Genomic DNA, 16,184 nt, shown 5'->3' with positions numbered 1-16,184 from the left:
CTGCGGGAGACCGCCTCATGAACCGGCTCTTGAACCGCCTCTTGAAGCGTCAGCCCCGCGGGGGCACCGCGACGAACGCCTCGCTCGGCCTGTTCGTCGGGGTGTAGACCTTGGCACCGGCCTTGGTCGGCACGAGGTCCTTGTGGATGGCCTTGGCGACGTTCTGGATGGTGGTGACGCCGTAGTCCATGGTGCTGTTGTCCTGGGTCAGCACCGACATCATGTAGTCGTGGCCGGCGCCGTTGAAGGTGCCGAGGCTGTGCACACGCCAGCCGTGCGTCGAGCGCTGCAGCCAGCCGTTCTTGACGTGCACGGAGACCCCCGACGGGGCGCCGGCCGGGGTGCCCCAGCGCTGCGACGGGATGACCTGCCCCATCAGCTTCAGGATGTAGGCGCGGGAGTTGTCGCTCAGCACGCTGTTCTTGGCGGTGACCAGCTTGAGCAGCTTCTGCTCGTCGGTGACGTTCTCCTGGGTCAGACCCCAGTAGCCGCCCGTGCCCGGCACGGTCTTCGTCATCCCGGCGGCGGACAGGAAGCCCTTGATCTTCGTCATGCCGAGCTGCTTCCAGAGCTTGCTGGTCGCGTCGTTGTCGGACTGGGTGATCATGGCCGTGGTGAGCTTCTGCTCGGTGCTCGTCAGATACCGGTTGTGCTTCTTGGCGTCCCACAGCAGCGTCGCAAGCACGGTGACCTTCACGGTGCTGGCCGAGTCGTAGGCGCTGGTGGCGCGCAGCGTGCAGGTGGTGCTGGTGCTGCGGTCGTACAGGCCGACGGCGACGGTGCCCTTGCGGCCGGCCAGGGCGGCGGTGATGTCCTTCTGCAGCTTGGCCGCGAGGCCCGCCTTGGCGGACGTACAACTGACGGCCGGCGCGGCAGCGGCTGCCGGGGTGGCGGTGGCGACGGTGGTGACGGCCGGTATGAGCAGCGCGGCGCCGAGGGCGGCGCCGAGCGCGCCGGCCCGGCCGGATATCCGGTAAGTCATGAAAGGTTCCCCCTTGAACGTCGTACGGGCGTCCCCCTGAACGCCGTTGAGCGCACCCGTGCGCTGCGAGGAAGGACACGCGGGGGCGCCCGATAGTTGCACACGCGTTCGCAGGGGCGGGAGTCGCCGACGATTCAAGAGGGCAGGCGCGTGGCAAGAATTGACCCATGGCACAGGGGACGGAAAGTCAGGTCAGGCGATGGGGACGGCTGTTCGCGGCACTGGCGGTACTCCGCTCCCTCGCGGATCCGGGCAAGTCCCTGCCCGGCGCGGACGCCTTCGCGGGAAAGGCCACCGCAGCGCAGCGGATCGACGCCCTGAAGTCGGATCCGTACGACGCCCTGCTGAAGGCACGCAAGCAGGGCGACGCGCGCTGGAAGGCGGCAGCGGCGGTGTTCCACTCGCTGCCCGGTCTCCTGGAGCAGGGGCCACTCGCCCCCACGGGCACGCTCGGCAAGGACCGCCGCCCGGATTTCATCGCCGGGTACGAGGCCCAGCTGGCGCAGTTCAAAGAGGCCTTTCCGAGCCTCCTGGGCTGATGCCGGAGGGCTTCACGTCCGATCCGCGAGGCGGGCACCGCGGCTTTCGGCAATCCGGTGCACGTCGGCCAACGCCTCGCGCATCCGAGCGAGCAGGAACCGGAGCTGGGCAGACGTCGACCGGTGGTCGGCCAGCATCTCGGCGGCGTGGTCGAGCAGGTCGGCCGCCATCCCGAGCTGCACGCTCTCGACGGTGTCGGCCACCTTGGAGAGATGGCCGGTGCCGTCGGTCACGAGGTAACAGGGCTTGCCCTCCGAGCCCGCCCAGGGCAGCAGACGTGCACTGGTGCCGCTCTTCACCTGCCCACCTCCACACCCATCGGCAGACCGCACGACCCGAGGCCGATGCCCGGCACCCCGGCGGGGCGCACCGCGCGCACCGGCTGCGGGGACCAGGCACCGGTCTGGTAACCGGTGGGCCGCCGACGTCGTCGCAGCGAACGGAAGAGGCGGGCGATATGGTGACGCATGTCGTCAACTCCCCTGGCTTGGCTGGTTGGTTGATGGCCATGCCCCCGGACCGGTCGCGCGGTCGCGGGGGCTTCGCGTTCTGTAGCGATCCGCATACAGAGTGAGACGGCCGCGGCTAGGCTCGCCAGGGGGGCGAGCGTGACCAGGGATTTGTCACAAAGGGGTGGCCATGGCCAACACGTACGGTGACTGGCTCAGGAAGCAGCGCGAGGCGGCGGGGCTGACCCAGCAGGAGCTGGCCGACGTGGCGGTCATGACCCGTTCGCACATCGCGCACATCGAGGCGGGGCGCAGGGTGCCGTCGAAGGAGGACGCGCGGAGGCTGGACAGGGCGCTGAACACGGGGAACGTGCTGAGCAGTTTCCTGCCGCAGGAGGACGTGTCGATCGCCGACTACTTCGAGGCGGTGCGCGTACTCGAACAACAGGCGGCGATGATCCACGAGTTCGCCCTGGCGTACTTTCCGGGCATCCTCCAGACGGAAAGGTACGCGCGTGCGGTTCTGGGCTCGGCGTTCCCTCCGGTGAGTGAAAAGGAATGTGACAGGCGCGTTGTCACACGCCTTGAGCGCGCGAAGATCCTCGAAGACTCGTTGACACCCGTGGTGTGGGCACTGCTGGACGAGGCACTGCTGCGGCGCCCGGTGGGCGGCCCGGACGTCATGGCGGAGCAGATCATGCACCTCGTCCGCCTCGTCGAGGCTGGACGGATCCGCGTCCATGTGCTGCCGTTCGGCGTGGGGCTACATCCGTTGCTGGACAGCACGCTGAGGCTCATGTGGTTCGAGGACCAGCCGCCCTTGGCATACACCGAGGGATACGGAATGGGAAAGCTGCACGACTCCCCGGCCATGGTCCGTGAGTTGCAGAGTCGCTACTATCTCGCTCTGAGCGACGCCTCGCCTCTGAAGGAGTCGGTCGCTCTGCTCAGGGCCATTGCGAAGGATTACGGACACCATGACTGACCGGACCATCCCGAACGCCGCCACACTGAGCGGTTGGCGCAAGTCGACCTACAGCAGCCCCAACGCCGACAACTGCCTCGAAGTCCTCGACGACCACCCCTCAGGCGACGTGCCCGTCCGGGACTCCAAGGTCCCCACCGGTCCCGCGCTGATCATCCCCGCAGCCGGCTGGTCGTCGTTCGTCACGGCCGTCAAGGGCGGCGGCTTCACGGCCTGACCGCGGCCTTTACGTGGCCCTTTGCCGATTCACAGGCAACGGCAAGGTACGCCACAGTGCGCGCTCAAGCCGCCTCTGCACGCTACCCCCGTGACATCTGCCACCGATCCCCTCCCCCACACGACGACCGCGACCCCCGGCCCCTCGGCACCGGACGCCGCGCCGCCGGAGCGCACGCCCCGCTGGTCGTTGCCCGCGCTGCTCGCGATCCTGCTGCTGGCGGCCGTGCTCTACACCTGGAACCTGTCCGGCTCCGGCCTGAACAGCTTCTACAGCGCGGCCATCTACAGCGGCACGCAGAACTGGAAGGCATGGTTCTTCGGCTCGCTCGACGCCGGGAACTTCCTCACCGTCGACAAGCCGCCGTTCGCCAACATGGTCATGAGCCTGTCGTGCCGGATCTTCGGCTTCGGCACCTGGCAGATGATGCTGCCGGAGGTCGCGGCCGGACTCGGCTCGATCTGGATCCTGCACTCCTGCGTGAAGCGGGCCTTCGGGCACGCGGCGGCGGCAGTGGCCGCGCTGGTGCTCGCGCTGACGCCGATCACGGTCGCCATCAACCGGGACAACAACCCCGACACCATCCTCGTCCTGCTGATGGTCGGGGGCGCGGCGCTCGCCCTGCGCGCCACCCGCGACGGACGGCTGCTGCCGCTGCTCGGCTCGGCGGTCTGCTTCGGTCTCGCCTTCAACACGAAGATGCTGGCGGGGTACATCGCGCTGCCCGCCGTCTTCGCGGTCTATCTGCTCGCGGCACGGCCGAAGCTCGTGAAGCGGATCGTGAACCTGCTGATCGCCGCCGTCGTACTGGCGGTCTCCAGCTTCTGGTGGGCGATCGCCGTGTCCCTCGTCCCCGCCTCCGAGCGGCCGTACATCGGCGGTTCGACGGACGGCTCCGCCTGGAACCTGATCATGGGCTACAACGGCCTCGGACGGATCTTCGGCGGCGAGGGCAACGGCGGCGGGGGCGCGGGCGGCGGGGGCGGTTTCTCCGGCTCCGCCGGCCTCGGCCGGATGTTCAACGACATCCTCGGCGGCCAGATCTCCTGGCTGCTCCCGTTCGCCGCGATCGCCCTGGTCTCCGGCCTGATCCTGTGCGGCCGCGCCCCGCGCACCGACCTCACCCGGGCCGCGCTCGTCCTGTGGGGCGGCTGGACGGTGCTGCACTACGTGACCTTCGCGACCGCCGAGGGCACGATGCACCCGTACTACACGACGGCCCTCGCCCCCGGCATCGCGGCACTGTGCGGAGGCGGCGGCGTCCTGCTGCTGCGCGCGTTCCGCGCCGACAAGCGCTGGGCGTGGGTACTGCCGGCGGGTCTCGCCGTGACGGCCGGCTGGGCGATCGTCCTCCTGCGCCGGGCCTCCGGCTGGCACACCTGGCTGTGGCCGACCGTCGCCGTGGTCATGGCGGCGGCGATCGCGGGCCTGTTCCTCTTCCGCTCCGGCGGTCGCGTACGGCTGCTCGCCGCGTCCGTGGCGGCGGCCGTGCTCGCGGCGCTCGCGGGCCCGGCGGCGTACGCCTGGTCGGTACCGTCCGGTTCGGGCGGCGGCATGAGCGGGGTGAACCCGACGGCGGGCCCGTCCACGGGCAACGGCTTCGGCGGCGGCCCCGGCGGGTCCGGCAGCCGGGGCGGCTTCCCGGGCGGCGGCGAGATGCCCGGCCAGGGCGGCGGCCGGAACGCCGAGGCGGGCGGCGGCTCCCCCGGCGGGGCTTCCGGAGGGGAGATGCCGGGCGGCGGTCAGCAGGCCGGCGGCTTCCCGGGCGGCGGCGAGAACGGTGAACTCCCCGGCGGCCAGGGCGCTTCGGGCGGTACGGCCCCCGGCGGTACCGGCGAGGCAGGTGCCCCGAACCGTACGGGCGGCCGTACGGGAGCCGGTATGGGCGGCGGCATGGGCGGCGGCATGGGCGGTGCGAACAGTGAGCTGATCGCCTACCTGAAGAAGCACCAGGACGGCGCCACCTGGCTGCTCGCGGTCTCCAACTCGCAGAGCGCGGCCCAGATCGAGCTGAGCGCCAAGGTGCCGGTCATCTCCATGTGGGGCTTCACCGGCACGGACGAGGCGATGACCGTCGCCAAGCTGGAGGAACTGGTCAAGAAGGGCGAGCTGCACTACGTCCAGCTCGGCGGCGGCATGACGGGCGGCCCCGGCGGGGCCACCAACAGCGTGTCCTCGCAGGTCACGGCCTGGGTGAAGAAGCACGGGACACTGGTGAAGGAGAGCGCGTACAGCAAGACCGCGAGCTCTTCGAAGTCTTCGTCCTCGGCCAAGTCTTCGTCCTCGTCCGGCTCCAGCCAGTCGACGATCTACCGTCTGGACGCGTCCGACGTGAACTGAGGCGGTACCGCCGCCGACCCCACCGCACGAACCACACGCCGCGCCAAGGGCTTTGATCCCCTTGGCGCGCTGTGCCGTAGGCGGCGGTAGATTACCCCTTCCTCACCCCTTTCCTTCTTCTGAGCATGGGAGCAGACATGCGTGCCGCCGCCGTGACACCCGCCGGCGACCTGATGCGCTGGGTGGAACTGCCCGGGGCGGAACCGGCCCGCGTCTACGTGCACGGACTGGGTTCCACCTCCCCGGCCTATTTCGCCGAGGCCGCGGTCCATCCCCTGCTGGCGGGTCACCGTTCGCTGCTGATCGACCTGCTCGGCCACGGCATCAGCGATCGCCCCACGGATTTCGACTACACGCTCGAGTCGCACGCGGACGCGCTGGCCGCCGCCCTGACATCCGCCGGTGTCATCGGGGCCGAGCTCATCGCGCACAGCATGGGCGGCTCCGTGGCGATCGTGCTGGCCGCTCGCCATCCCCACCTGGTCTCCCGCCTGGTGCTGGTCGACGCCAATCTCGATCCGGTCGAACCCAGGCCGCACTGGGGCGGCGGCAGCGGAATCGCCTTCTACTCGGAGGAGGAGTTCCTGGCGGGAGGCTGGGAGGAGATCCGCGATCTGGTCGGCCCGCACTGGTGGTCCACGATGCGCCTGGCCGGCCGTCAGGCGCTGTACCGCAGCGCCGTGCATCTCATCCGGGGCACCCGTCCCACCATGCGCGAGCTCCTCGTCGGCCTGCCCGTTCCCCGGACCTACCTCCTGCCCGACGCCGACGACACGCTCACCGGCATCGAATCCCTGACGGAGGCGGGCATCACCGTGACGCGGATCGCGGACTGCGGCCACAACATCATGCTGGACAACCCGGAGGGATTCGCGCGCGCGACGGCGGCCGGCCTGGCGTGAGCCGCCGGGGCCGGCCACGCGTGCCGGGGCCGTCGCCCGCTACAGGCCCGTCCGGGTGTGGAACGACATCGTGAAACTGGCACCGTTGGCCAGGCTGATCACCCCGGGCTCCGCGTTCGCGACGCCGCGGTTGAACGAGCCGCCGTAGCCGGGCGAAGGGCCTGTACCTGCGGGCCCTGAGGACGGGGCGGGTGCCCCATCCGTCGGCCGGCGGCGAAACGACGCCCGAGGAGGCCGACGGCCTGTCCGCGCTGCTGCGCTTCGGCCTGCTCACGGCCGACGGGACTGACCGTCGGCGACGGAAAAGTTCAGGCCATAGTGAATTCCTGGCACGCTCAGCCGTGTCGCAGCGCGAACCACAACTCCATGCGGACGTCGGGATCGTCCAGGTCGGCGTCCAGCAGGGCCGCGCAGCGCGCGATGCGCTGGCGGACGGTGTTGCGGTGCACGTCCAGCGCCACCGCCGTACGGTCCCAACTTCCGTGCAGCGCAATCCAGTTGCGCAGGGTATCGATGAGCGCGGGCCGGCCCGCGAGCGGTGCGAGCAGGGTGCGGGCGTGCGCCTCGGCGTCCGCGCGCGGCACCAGGTCCTCCAGCCCCGGCCGGGCGCCGTGCCGGACCAGCGGGGTGCGGGTGGCACGGGCGCGGGCCAGGGCGCGGGCCGCCTGGGTGTCGGCCTCCGGCCACCCGCGCGGCGCCACCGCGGCGCTGACCCCGAGCGTCCAGCCGGTCTGCGGCTCCGGTTCCCGCCCGCCCGGCACCAGCACCCGTACGACGTCATGCGCGAGGTCGACCAGCGGCGAACCCAGGGCGGCGCCGAGGGCCGAGGCGGCGACGGCGTCGGGAAGCTGTGCCTCGGGCCGGGCGTGCACGACGACCCAGCTGCCCTCCCCGAGCAGCGGCGCGACCTCCTGCGGCCGCGCGCCGAGCAGCAGCCGCACGAACGCCGAGGACCGGGCGGCTCCGGTCCCGCTGTGGTGCTCCCCGGTCAGCAGCGACAGCAGCACGGAGGCCACGGAGGCGATGGTGTGGTCGCCGGGTTCGCGCCGCGGGGCGGCGACACCGAGCACGAATCCCCCACCGGAGCCGAGGGCGTAGGCCGCCAGGTGCGTGCCGCCCAGGGCGTCGGTGGCGGACGTGGGGGTGGGGGTCCCCGCGGGGTGGCTGCCCGCCCCTCCCGGCCGCACCACCTCCGCCAGGCCCGTCAGCGCCTGACGGACCCCCGCCGCCGGTTCGCGGCCCGCCGAGGCGATCTCGGTGCCGTCGGGGCCGTACAGCGCCGCGTGGCCGGTCAGGCGCTGGGCCAGTTGCCGCAGGACCGAGGGGACCGGGTCGGGGCGGGCGGCGGCGGAGGCGAGGCTCTGCTGGGCCTCGGTGACGCGGCGCAGTTCGGCGAGGCGGGCCTGGGCCATCAGCTGCCACACGGCGCGGGCCACGCCGGAGAAGGTGGTCTGCGGCGGGACCTCCAGGAGCGGCAGGCCGTGGCGCTCGCAGGCGGCGACCAGGGCGCGCGGGACCGTGTCGTGCACCGGGGCCACACCGAAGCCGAGGGCCGCGCCGCCCGCCGCGACGATCCGGGCCACGTAACCGTCGAAGTAGTCCCCCGGCGTCGAATCCGCCCGACCGGGGGCGCCCCCGTCGCAGCCCGCCGCCTCCGGGATGTGCACGCCGGCCGTGAGCAACAGCTCGCCGCCCAGCAGATACGGGTACGGGTCGGCCATCTCCGAGGTGTGCGCCCAGTGGATCACGGTCCCCGGGCCGGCCGGGCCCGCGATCTGGCGCAGCGCGAGATCCTCGCGGGCCAGCAGGGCCTGCAACGAAACCGGTGGGGTCGGTGGGGTCGACGGGACCGCTGGGGCGATCGATTCCGACATGGTGTGCATTCCCTCCACTGCCATCCCGTCCATATGGATGAAACGTACACTTCGCAGTCGCTTTCCGGCCACCTAGTGTCAAGTCAGCACGGCAGCCGCGGGTACGGGCGGATGTCCCCGCGATCCGCTGCCGGCGCGTTTCCCACGTCTCTGCACGACACGCCACCGACCGTGCGCGAAGGAGGGCCGCCCCATGGCCGTCGACTACACAGTGATCGTCGTCTATCTCGCCGGCATGCTGGCCATGGGCTGGTGGGGCATGCGCCGCGCCAAGTCGAAGAGCGACTTCCTGGTGGCGGGCCGCCGCCTCGGGCCCGCCATGTACTCCGGCACCATGGCGGCGATCGTCCTCGGCGGCGCGTCCACCATCGGCGGCGTGGGACTCGGCTACCAGTACGGTCTCTCCGGCGCCTGGATGGTCTTCACCATCGGCCTCGGCCTGCTGGCCCTGTCGGTCTTCTTCTCGGCCCGCATCGCCCGCCTGAAGGTCTACACCGTCTCCGAGATGCTCGACCTGCGCTACGGCGGCCGGGCCGGTGTGATCTCGGGCCTGGTCATGTGGGCGTACACCCTCATGCTGGCCGTCACCTCGACGATCGCCTACGCCACGATCTTCGACGTCCTCTTCGACATGAACCGGACGCTCGCGATCGTCATCGGCGGCTCGATCGTGGTCGCCTACTCCACCCTCGGCGGCATGTGGTCGATCACCCTGACCGACATGGTGCAGTTCGTGGTCAAGACCATCGGCGTACTGCTCCTGCTCCTGCCCATCGCGGTCGTCAAGGCCGGCGGCTTCAGCGGGATGAGGGCCAAGCTGCCGACCTCGTACTTCGACCCGCTGGGCATCGGCGGCGAGACGATCTTCACCTACGTCCTGATCTACACGTTCGGCATGCTGATCGGGCAGGACATCTGGCAGCGCGTGTTCACCGCCGGCAGCGACAGGACCGCCAAGTGGGGCGGCACGGTGGCCGGTACCTACTGTCTGGCCTACGCCCTCGCCGGCGCGGTGATCGGTACGGCCGCCAAGGTGCTCTACCCCAAGCTGGCCAGCCCCGACGACGCGTTCGCCACCATCGTCAAGGACGAACTGCCCGTCGGCGTGCGCGGCCTGGTGCTGGCCGCCGCCCTGGCCGCCGTGATGTCCACCTCTTCCGGCGCGCTGATCGCCTGCGCCACCGTCGCCAACAACGACATCTGGTCGAGGCTGCGAAAGGCCGGCAAGCGGTCGTCCGAGGATCATGACGAGGTCAGCGGCAACCGCGCGTTCATCCTGGCCATGGGCGTGGCGGTGATCGGTACGGCGATCGCGCTGAACAACGTGGTCGAGGCGCTGACCGTGGCGTACAACCTGCTCGTCGGCGGTCTGCTCGTGCCCATCCTCGGCGGCCTGCTGTGGAAGCGCGGCACGGCGCAGGGCGCGCTGGCCTCGGTGATCGTCGGCGGCCTCGCGGTGATCGGCCTGATGGCCGGATACGGCATCCTCGCCAACGAGCCCGTCTACTACGGTCTGCTGGCCTCCCTCGCCGCCTACCTCGTCGTGTCGCTGGCCACCAGGCCCACCGACGAGACCGTCCTCGCCGCCTGGCGCGAGCGTCTCGCCGGACGGTCCCCCGAACTCGCGTCCGAACCGGTCCCGGCTCACCAGTAGAGTCGTAGGGAAAGCAGTACATGCGCGACGAAGCGCAGGAAAGAAGGCATTTCACCATGAGCAGCAACGAGACGCCCCGCGGCCCCGTCGACTCCTCCCGCGTCCCGCGGTACGCCGGCCCCGCGACCTTCGCCCGGCTGCCCCGCCTGGACGAGGTCGGCACCGCCGACGTCGCCGTCGTGGGCGTGCCGTTCGACTCCGGCGTCTCGTACCGGCCGGGCGCCCGCTTCGGCGGCAACGCCATCCGCGAGGCGTCCCGGCTGCTGCGCCCGTACAACCCGGCGCAGGACGCCTCCCCGTTCGCCCTCGCCCAGGTCGCGGACGGCGGCGACATCGCGGTGAACCCGTTCAACATCAACGAGGCCGTCGAGACCATCGAGGCCGCCGCGGACGAGCTGCTCGGCACCGGCGCCCGCCTGATGACCCTGGGCGGCGACCACACCATCGCGCTGCCCCTGCTGAGGAGCGTCGCGAAGAAGCACGGCCCGGTGGCCCTGCTCCACTTCGACGCCCACCTCGACACCTGGGACACCTACTTCGGCGCCGAGTACACCCACGGCACCCCGTTCCGCCGCGCGGTCGAGGAGGGCATCCTCGACACCTCGGCCCTGTCCCACGTGGGTACGCGCGGGCCCCTGTACGGCAAGCAGGACCTGACGGACGACGAGAAGATGGGCTTCGGCATCGTCACGTCCGCCGACGTCTACCGCCGCGGCGCCGACGAGATCGCCGACCAGCTGCGCCAGCGCATCGGCGACCGCCCGCTGTACATCTCCATCGACATCGACTGCCTGGACCCGGCCCACGCGCCCGGCACCGGCACCCCCGAGGCCGGCGGCATGACCTCCCGCGAGCTGCTGGAGATCCTGCGCGGCCTGGCCTCGTGCAACCTGGTCTCGGCGGACGTGGTCGAGGTCGCCCCGGCGTACGACCACGCCGAGATCACCTCGGTCGCGGCCTCCCACACGGCCTACGAACTGACCACCATCATGAGCCGCCAGATCGCGGCGGCCCGCACCGCCTGATTCTCCTAGGGGACCGAGAGCAGTGACTCACGACCACGACCTGGTACTCCGCCCGACCGAGGCGCAGATCTCGACGGCTCTGAACCCACCCCCGGGGCGCAACGGCGGAGACCTGGTCGTGGAGACCCTGGCCGGGCTCGGCGCGACGACCGTCTTCGGCCTGCCCGGCCAGCACGCCCTCGGCATGTTCGACGCCCTGCGCCGCTCCTCGCTGCGCTACGTCGGCCTGCGGGTGGAGAACAACGCGGGCTTCGCGGCGGACGCGTACGGCCGGATCACCGGCGAGGCCGCCCCGCTGCTGCTCTCCACCGGCCCGGGCGCCCTGACGTCCCTGGCCGCGCTCCAGGAGGCGGCCGCGGCTTCCGCCCCCGTGCTGGCGATCAGCAGCCAGATCCCGACGGCGGGGCTGGGCGGCGGCCGGCACGGCTACCTGCACGAACTCCCGGACCAGTCGGCCTCGTTCCGTGGCGTGGTGAAGTCGGTCCACACGGTCCGCACCGCCTCCCAGGTCCCCTCCGCCATCGCGGAGGCCTGGAAGTCCGCGCTGACTGCCCCGCACGGCCCGGTGTGGGTGGAGATCCCGCAGGACGTGCTGCTCGCCGAGACCTCGCTGCCGGTGGTGACGGCGATGGACGCGGCCCCGGACGACCTGGTCCCGCGCCCCGAACTGACCGCGGTGGCGGCCCACTTGCTGTCCCACGCCGCCCGGCCGGCGATCATCGCGGGCGGCGGGGTCGTACGGTCGGACGCGTCGGGCAAGCTGCTCCAGCTCGCCGAGATGCTGGCCGCGCCGGTCGTGACGACCTTCGGCGGCAAGGGCGCCTTCCCCTGGGAGCACCCGCTGTCCCTGCAGTCCTGGCTGGAGGACAGGCACACGACGGACTTCCTGGAGGACGCGGACGTCCTGCTGGTGGTCGGCTCCGGCCTCGGCGAACTCTCCTCCAACTACCACACGTTCAAGCCCCGCGGCCGGGTGATCCAGATCGAGGCCGACCTCGGCAAGCTGGAGTCCAACCACCCCGCCCTCGGCATCCACGCGGACGCCCGCCTCGCCCTCCAGGCCCTGCTGGAGACCGCTCAGGAGCGCACGGACACCTCGGCGCCGGAGCGGGTGCGCGAGCTGCTGTCCCGTGTGGGTGAGCGCCTCGCCTCCCAGGAACTCACCCTGGAGCAGGACGTGTTGGCGTCGGTCCGCCGCGCCCTGCCCGCCGGGTCCCCGTCCTTCTGGGACATGACGATCCTGGCGTACTGGGCCTGGTCGGCCTTCGACGCACAGGGTCCGAACACCATGCACTCGGCCCAGGGCGCCGGCGGCCTCGGCTACGGCTTCCCGGCGGCGCTCGGCGCGGCGGCGGCCGACCCGACGCGCCCGGTGCTCGCGGTGTCCGGCGACGGCGGCGCCCTCTACTCGATCGCGGAACTGGCCACGGCGAAGCAGTACGACCTGCCGGTCACCTGGCTGATCGTCGACGACGGCGGCTACGGCATCCTCCGCGAGTACATGACGGACACCTTCGGCCGGGCGACGGCGACGGAACTGACCCGCCCGGACTACGTGGCCCTGGCGGAGTCCTTCGGGGTGCCGGGGGTCCGTACGACCCCGCAGACCCTGGCGGAGGACCTGGCGAAGGCCCTGGCCGCACCGGGCCCGTCGGTGGTCGTACTCCCGGCGGTGCTGCGGATGTTCGCGCCGACGCATCTGGGCTAGGGACTGCCGGGCGGCCGGACGGCTCCCGTACCGCGTCCGCCGGACGGGCGCGGAACCAGCGGTGCGCCGGGCCGGCCGAGTTGCGCGGGTCCCGGGCCGTCCCGAGGTCGGGGGGAGCCGGGTCCAGCGGGACGGGGAAGGTGCGCAGGCCCAGCGCCGCGACGGTGCCGGGCAGCATCAGCGCGCCGGTGCGGGACGGCACGACGACGGCGGTGCGGCGTCGCAGCCCGAGCCCCGCGAGCGCGCTGTCGATCGGCCCGCGGCGCCTGCCGAGCCGAGCGGACCTCGGCAGGCTCGCGCCGGGCCGGCTCACGGTGTTCGCCACCGGGACGCACGAGCGCGTGGGCGACGTCGAGGCCGGTCCCGGCCCGCCGGCCGTCCGCTCCGCGCCCGACGGCCGGCTCGCCTGCGTGTCCTGCGTCGTCCCGTCCACCGTCGACGTCGTCGGCGCACGAGACGCTACGGCTCCTGACCCGGCTGTCGATCGCGAAGCGTAGCGAACCGGGTGCGCACGGCCCGGCGTACGTCCCGCGCGGGTGAGGGCCGCGTACCGGCGGCCGATGCGCCCACGACGCCCGCCGGGCCCTGCCCCACAATGGGAGGCATGCCGATATCCGGGACACCCAGCCGCGCCCAGCTCGTCGACCATCTGGTGAGGACCCGTATCGCGGGGGACGTCGCCACGCCCCGCGAGAACAACCTCTCCCACTACCGCCAGCTCGCCAACGGTGTCCGGGGCTTCTGGTTCGGTCTGGAGCTGGGCGACCGCTGGACGGACGAGCAGGACGTGCTCGCGGTGATGGCCGAGCGGGTTGGCGTCAACGACGATCCCGAATACCGGTACGGGCAGGACACCATCGACCCCGAACTGACCGTGGACGCGCTGGAGCGGATGGCGGCGCGGCTGCGCAAGGCGGCCGAGGGGCACCAGCGGGTGCTGTTCGCCACCGGTCACCCGGGCGGTCTGCTGGATGTGCACCGGGCCACGGCCGCCGCGCTGCGCGCCGCCGGCTGCGAGATCGTGGTCATCCCGGACGGGCTGCAGACGGACGAGGGGTACGTCATGCAGTTCGCGGACGTGGCCGTGCTGGAGCACGGGGCCACGCTGTGGCACACCCACTCCGGAGAGCCGATGCGGGCGATCCTGACGGGACTTGAATGCGAGGGACGCCCGCTGCCGGACCTGGTCGTCGCCGACCACGGCTGGGCCGGGTACGCCGGACAGCACGGGGTCGACTCCGTCGGGTACGCCGACTGCAACGACCCGGCGCTGTTCCTCGCCGAGTCCGAGGGCACCCTCCAGGCCGTCGTACCGCTGGACGACCACGTGCTCAGCCCGCGCTACTACGACCCCATGACGGCCTACCTGCTCGCGGAGTCGGGACTGTCCTGAGCTTTCGGCGGCTCAGCCGCGCGGAACGCGGACCACGCCCTCCTGGATGACGGTGACGGCCAACTGCCCGTCCTGCGTGTAGATACGGGCCTGGCCGAGGCCCCGGCCGCCGTGGGCGGACGGCGACTCCTGGTCGTAGAGCAGCCATTCGTCGGCGCGGAAGGGGCGGTGGAACCACATCGCGTGGTCCAGCGAGGCACCCACGACATCGCCGACCGCCCACCCGCCGCGTCCGTGCGCGAGCAGCACGGAGTCGAGCAGGGTCATGTCGGAGACGTAGGTGGCGAGGACGACATGCAGCAGCGGTTCGTCGACGGCGCCGCCGAGCTTGCCGTTGGTGCGGAACCACACCTGGCTGTGCGGCTCGCGCGGCGCGCCGAACCGGCCGTAGGGCGGCTCCTCCGCGTAGCGCAGATCGACCGCTTCCCGGGCTTCGAGGAACTTCTCGACCACGGCCGCGTCGAGATGGTCGTAGCCGCGCAGCCGCTCCTGGGAGGTGGGCAGCGTGGCGGGGTCCGGGGCGGGCGGCATCGGGGCCTGGTGCTCCAGACCGTCCTCGTACGTCTGGAAGGACGCCGAGAGGTGGAAGATCGGCTTGCCGTGCTGGACGGCGACCACACGGCGGGTGGTGAAGGAGCGGCCGTCGCGGATGCGGTCCACGGTGTAGACGATCGGCGCGCCGGGGTCGCCCGGGCGCAGGAAGTAGGCGTGCAGGGAGTGGGCGGTCCGGTCCGCGGGGACCGTCCGCCCGGCGGCGACCAGCGCCTGCGCCGCGACCTGCCCGCCGAAGACGCGGGGTACGACGGCGGAACGGGACTGGCCGCGGAAGATGTCCTCCTCGATCTGCTCGAGGTCGAGCAGATCGAGGAGGTCCTGGAGTGCCTGGCTCATGGCGTCAGTTGTACCGGCCACTCATTGCGTGGGTTGCGCGGACCTTACAGGCCCATGTCCTTGGCGATGATCGTCTTCATGATCTCGCTGGTGCCGCCGTAGATGCGGTTGACGCGGTTGTCCGCGTACAGGCGGGCGATCGGGTACTCGTTCATGAAGCCGTAGCCGCCGTGCAGCTGGAGGCAGCGGTCGATCACGCGGTGGGCGACCTCGGTGCAGAAGAGCTTCGCGGAGGCGGCCTCGGCGGGGGTCAGCTCGCCGGCGTCCAGGGCCTCCGTGGCGCGGTCGGCCACGGCCTCGGCCGCGTCGACCTCGGCCTGGCAGGCGGCCAGTTCGAACTTGGTGTTCTGGAAGGCCGCGACCGGCTTGCCGAACACCACCCGCTCCTGCACGTACTGCTTGGCGAACCGGACGGCTGCCTTGGCCTGCGCGTAGGCGCCGAAGGCGATGCCCCAGCGCTCGGAGGCGAGGTTGTGGCCGAGGTAGTAGAAGCCCTTGTTCTCCTCGCCGAGGAGGTCCTCGACGGGCACCTTGACGTCGACGAACGCCAGCTCGGCGGTGTCGGAGGTCTTCAGGCCGAGCTTGTCGAGCTTGCGGCCGACCGAGTAGCCCTCGGCCTTGGTGTCCACCACGAAGAGGGAGATGCCGTGGCGGCGGTCCTCGGCGGTGGGCGCGGAGGTGCGGGCGCAGACGATCATGCGGTCGGCGTGCACACCGCCGGTGATGAAGGTCTTGGCGCCGTTGAGGACGTAGTGGGTGCCGTCCTCGGAGAGCTTGGCGGTGGTCTTCATGCCCGCGAGGTCGGAGCCGGTGCCCGGCTCGGTCATCGCGATCGCCCACATCTCCTCGCCGGAGACGAACTTGGGCAGGTAGCGCTTCTTCTGCTCGTCGCTGGCGAGCAGCTTGATGTACGGCAGGCCGAGCAGGACGTGCACGCCGGAGCCGCCGAAGGAGACGCCCGCGCGGGCGGTCTCCTCGTACAGGACGGCCTCGAACTTGTACGAGTCGATGCCCGCGCCGCCGTACTCCTCGTCGACACGGATGCCGAAGACGCCCAGCTCGGCGAGCTTGTAGTAGAAGTCGCGCGGCGCCTGGCCGGCGGCGAACCACTCGTCGTAGACCGGGACGACCTCGGCCTCGATGAAGGCGCGGAGGGTCTCCCGGAACGCCTCGTGATCCTCGTTGAACACCGTACGGCGCACGGCTACCTCCACGTACCTCGGC

Annotated in this window: 16 protein-coding genes; 10 read left to right on the top strand and 6 right to left on the bottom strand. The window is 71.6% G+C overall.

Annotated elements, in window-relative coordinates; genetic code table 11:
• Nucleotides 1-49 precede the first annotated feature (49 nt).
• Nucleotides 50-982, bottom strand: coding sequence for a serine hydrolase (locus ADK64_RS34435; RefSeq protein WP_053665635.1), 933 nt, complete (start codon nt 980-982; stop codon nt 50-52).
• Nucleotides 983-1,149: 167 nt separating this feature from the next.
• Between ADK64_RS34435 and ADK64_RS34430 the strand changes: the two genes are divergently transcribed.
• On the top strand, nt 1,150-1,521 hold the full coding sequence (locus tag ADK64_RS34430) for a hypothetical protein (RefSeq protein WP_053665632.1): 372 nt from the start codon (nt 1,150-1,152) through the stop codon (nt 1,519-1,521).
• A gap of 12 nt (nt 1,522-1,533) precedes the next feature.
• Here ADK64_RS34430 and ADK64_RS34425 read toward each other — a convergent pair whose 3' ends face one another.
• A complete protein-coding gene (locus tag ADK64_RS34425) occupies nt 1,534-1,821 on the bottom strand; it encodes a hypothetical protein (RefSeq protein WP_053665630.1) in 288 nt (95 codons plus the stop codon).
• Nucleotides 1,818-1,991 (bottom strand): hypothetical protein, encoded by a 174-nt coding sequence (locus ADK64_RS46290; RefSeq protein WP_159046399.1) that lies wholly within the window; start codon nt 1,989-1,991, stop codon nt 1,818-1,820. The genes ADK64_RS34425 and ADK64_RS46290 overlap by 4 nt, the downstream gene beginning before the upstream one ends.
• Nucleotides 1,992-2,161: 170 nt before the next feature.
• Here ADK64_RS46290 and ADK64_RS34420 point away from each other — a divergent pair, with 170 nt between their 5' ends.
• The 4 genes from ADK64_RS34420 to ADK64_RS34405 all read left to right on the top strand — a co-directional run bounded on the left by ADK64_RS34420 (nt 2,162) and on the right by ADK64_RS34405 (nt 6,415).
• Entirely contained in the window at nt 2,162-2,956 is a 795-nt protein-coding gene (locus tag ADK64_RS34420) for a helix-turn-helix domain-containing protein (RefSeq protein ID WP_053665824.1), read from the top strand.
• Nucleotides 2,949-3,173 (top strand): DUF397 domain-containing protein, encoded by a 225-nt coding sequence (locus ADK64_RS34415; protein ID WP_053665628.1) that lies wholly within the window; start codon nt 2,949-2,951, stop codon nt 3,171-3,173. Before ADK64_RS34420 ends, ADK64_RS34415 begins: the two co-directional genes overlap by 8 nt.
• Nucleotides 3,174-3,263: 90 nt before the next feature.
• Entirely contained in the window at nt 3,264-5,513 is a 2,250-nt protein-coding gene (locus tag ADK64_RS34410; RefSeq protein WP_053665626.1) for a glycosyltransferase family 39 protein, read from the top strand.
• Nucleotides 5,514-5,650: 137 nt separating this feature from the next.
• Nucleotides 5,651-6,415, top strand: a complete 765-nt coding sequence (locus ADK64_RS34405; protein ID WP_053665624.1) for an alpha/beta fold hydrolase — start codon at nt 5,651-5,653, stop codon at nt 6,413-6,415.
• A gap of 335 nt (nt 6,416-6,750) precedes the next feature.
• Here the strand turns inward: ADK64_RS34405 and ADK64_RS34400 are convergent, their stop codons facing one another.
• The gene (locus ADK64_RS34400; protein WP_234384809.1) at nt 6,751-8,289 is read right to left on the bottom strand and encodes a PucR family transcriptional regulator; all 1,539 of its coding nucleotides are present in this window, start codon (nt 8,287-8,289) and stop codon (nt 6,751-6,753) included.
• A 193-nt stretch (nt 8,290-8,482) separates the two neighbouring features.
• On the opposite strand from ADK64_RS34400, the gene ADK64_RS34395 reads away from it, so the two are divergent.
• From ADK64_RS34395 to ADK64_RS34375, 5 genes are all read left to right on the top strand, one after another.
• On the top strand, nt 8,483-9,943 hold the full coding sequence (locus ADK64_RS34395) for a sodium:solute symporter (protein WP_053665622.1): 1,461 nt from the start codon (nt 8,483-8,485) through the stop codon (nt 9,941-9,943).
• Between the two features lie 56 nt (nt 9,944-9,999).
• Nucleotides 10,000-10,968, top strand: coding sequence for an agmatinase (gene speB, locus ADK64_RS34390; protein WP_053665620.1), 969 nt, complete (start codon nt 10,000-10,002; stop codon nt 10,966-10,968).
• A gap of 22 nt (nt 10,969-10,990) precedes the next feature.
• Nucleotides 10,991-12,676 (top strand): thiamine pyrophosphate-binding protein, encoded by a 1,686-nt coding sequence (locus ADK64_RS34385; protein WP_053665618.1) that lies wholly within the window; start codon nt 10,991-10,993, stop codon nt 12,674-12,676.
• 140 nt (nt 12,677-12,816) lie between these two features.
• A complete protein-coding gene (locus tag ADK64_RS46285) occupies nt 12,817-13,173 on the top strand; it encodes a hypothetical protein (RefSeq protein WP_159046398.1) in 357 nt (118 codons plus the stop codon).
• A 107-nt stretch (nt 13,174-13,280) separates the two neighbouring features.
• The gene (locus ADK64_RS34375; protein ID WP_053665614.1) at nt 13,281-14,069 is read left to right on the top strand and encodes a phosphatase; all 789 of its coding nucleotides are present in this window, start codon (nt 13,281-13,283) and stop codon (nt 14,067-14,069) included.
• A gap of 12 nt (nt 14,070-14,081) precedes the next feature.
• On the opposite strand, the gene ADK64_RS34370 is transcribed toward ADK64_RS34375, so the two are convergent.
• Both ADK64_RS34370 and ADK64_RS34365 read right to left on the bottom strand, forming a co-directional pair.
• Nucleotides 14,082-14,960, bottom strand: a complete 879-nt coding sequence (locus ADK64_RS34370) for an acyl-CoA thioesterase (RefSeq protein ID WP_053665612.1) — start codon at nt 14,958-14,960, stop codon at nt 14,082-14,084.
• 44 nt (nt 14,961-15,004) lie between these two features.
• The gene (locus ADK64_RS34365) at nt 15,005-16,162 is read right to left on the bottom strand and encodes an acyl-CoA dehydrogenase family protein (protein WP_053665610.1); all 1,158 of its coding nucleotides are present in this window, start codon (nt 16,160-16,162) and stop codon (nt 15,005-15,007) included.
• Nucleotides 16,163-16,184: the final 22 nt, after the last annotated feature.

The organism is Streptomyces sp. MMG1121, from assembly GCF_001280015.1.
GTDB lineage: Bacteria > Actinomycetota > Actinomycetes > Streptomycetales > Streptomycetaceae > Streptomyces.
Note: the sequence above shows the minus strand (reverse complement) of the source record. Positions and strands in the feature narration are given on the sequence as shown.

Bases quoted from the DNA above. Each gene is read 5' to 3' on its own strand.
- ADK64_RS34435 (WP_053665635.1), bottom strand. From the start codon at position 982: ATGACTTACCGGATATCCGGCCGGGCCGGCGCGCTCGGCGCCGCCCTC.
- ADK64_RS34430 (WP_053665632.1), top strand. From the start codon at position 1,150: ATGGCACAGGGGACGGAAAGTCAGGTCAGGCGATGGGGACGGCTGTTC.
- ADK64_RS46290 (WP_159046399.1), bottom strand. From the start codon at position 1,991: ATGCGTCACCATATCGCCCGCCTCTTCCGTTCGCTGCGACGACGTCGG.
- ADK64_RS34420 (WP_053665824.1), top strand. From the start codon at position 2,162: ATGGCCAACACGTACGGTGACTGGCTCAGGAAGCAGCGCGAGGCGGCG.
- ADK64_RS34415 (WP_053665628.1), top strand. From the start codon at position 2,949: ATGACTGACCGGACCATCCCGAACGCCGCCACACTGAGCGGTTGGCGC.
- ADK64_RS34405 (WP_053665624.1), top strand. From the start codon at position 5,651: ATGCGTGCCGCCGCCGTGACACCCGCCGGCGACCTGATGCGCTGGGTG.
- ADK64_RS34400 (WP_234384809.1), bottom strand. From the start codon at position 8,289: ATGTCGGAATCGATCGCCCCAGCGGTCCCGTCGACCCCACCGACCCCA.
- ADK64_RS34395 (WP_053665622.1), top strand. From the start codon at position 8,483: ATGGCCGTCGACTACACAGTGATCGTCGTCTATCTCGCCGGCATGCTG.
- speB (WP_053665620.1), top strand. From the start codon at position 10,000: ATGAGCAGCAACGAGACGCCCCGCGGCCCCGTCGACTCCTCCCGCGTC.
- ADK64_RS34375 (WP_053665614.1), top strand. From the start codon at position 13,281: ATGCCGATATCCGGGACACCCAGCCGCGCCCAGCTCGTCGACCATCTG.
- ADK64_RS34370 (WP_053665612.1), bottom strand. From the start codon at position 14,960: ATGAGCCAGGCACTCCAGGACCTCCTCGATCTGCTCGACCTCGAGCAG.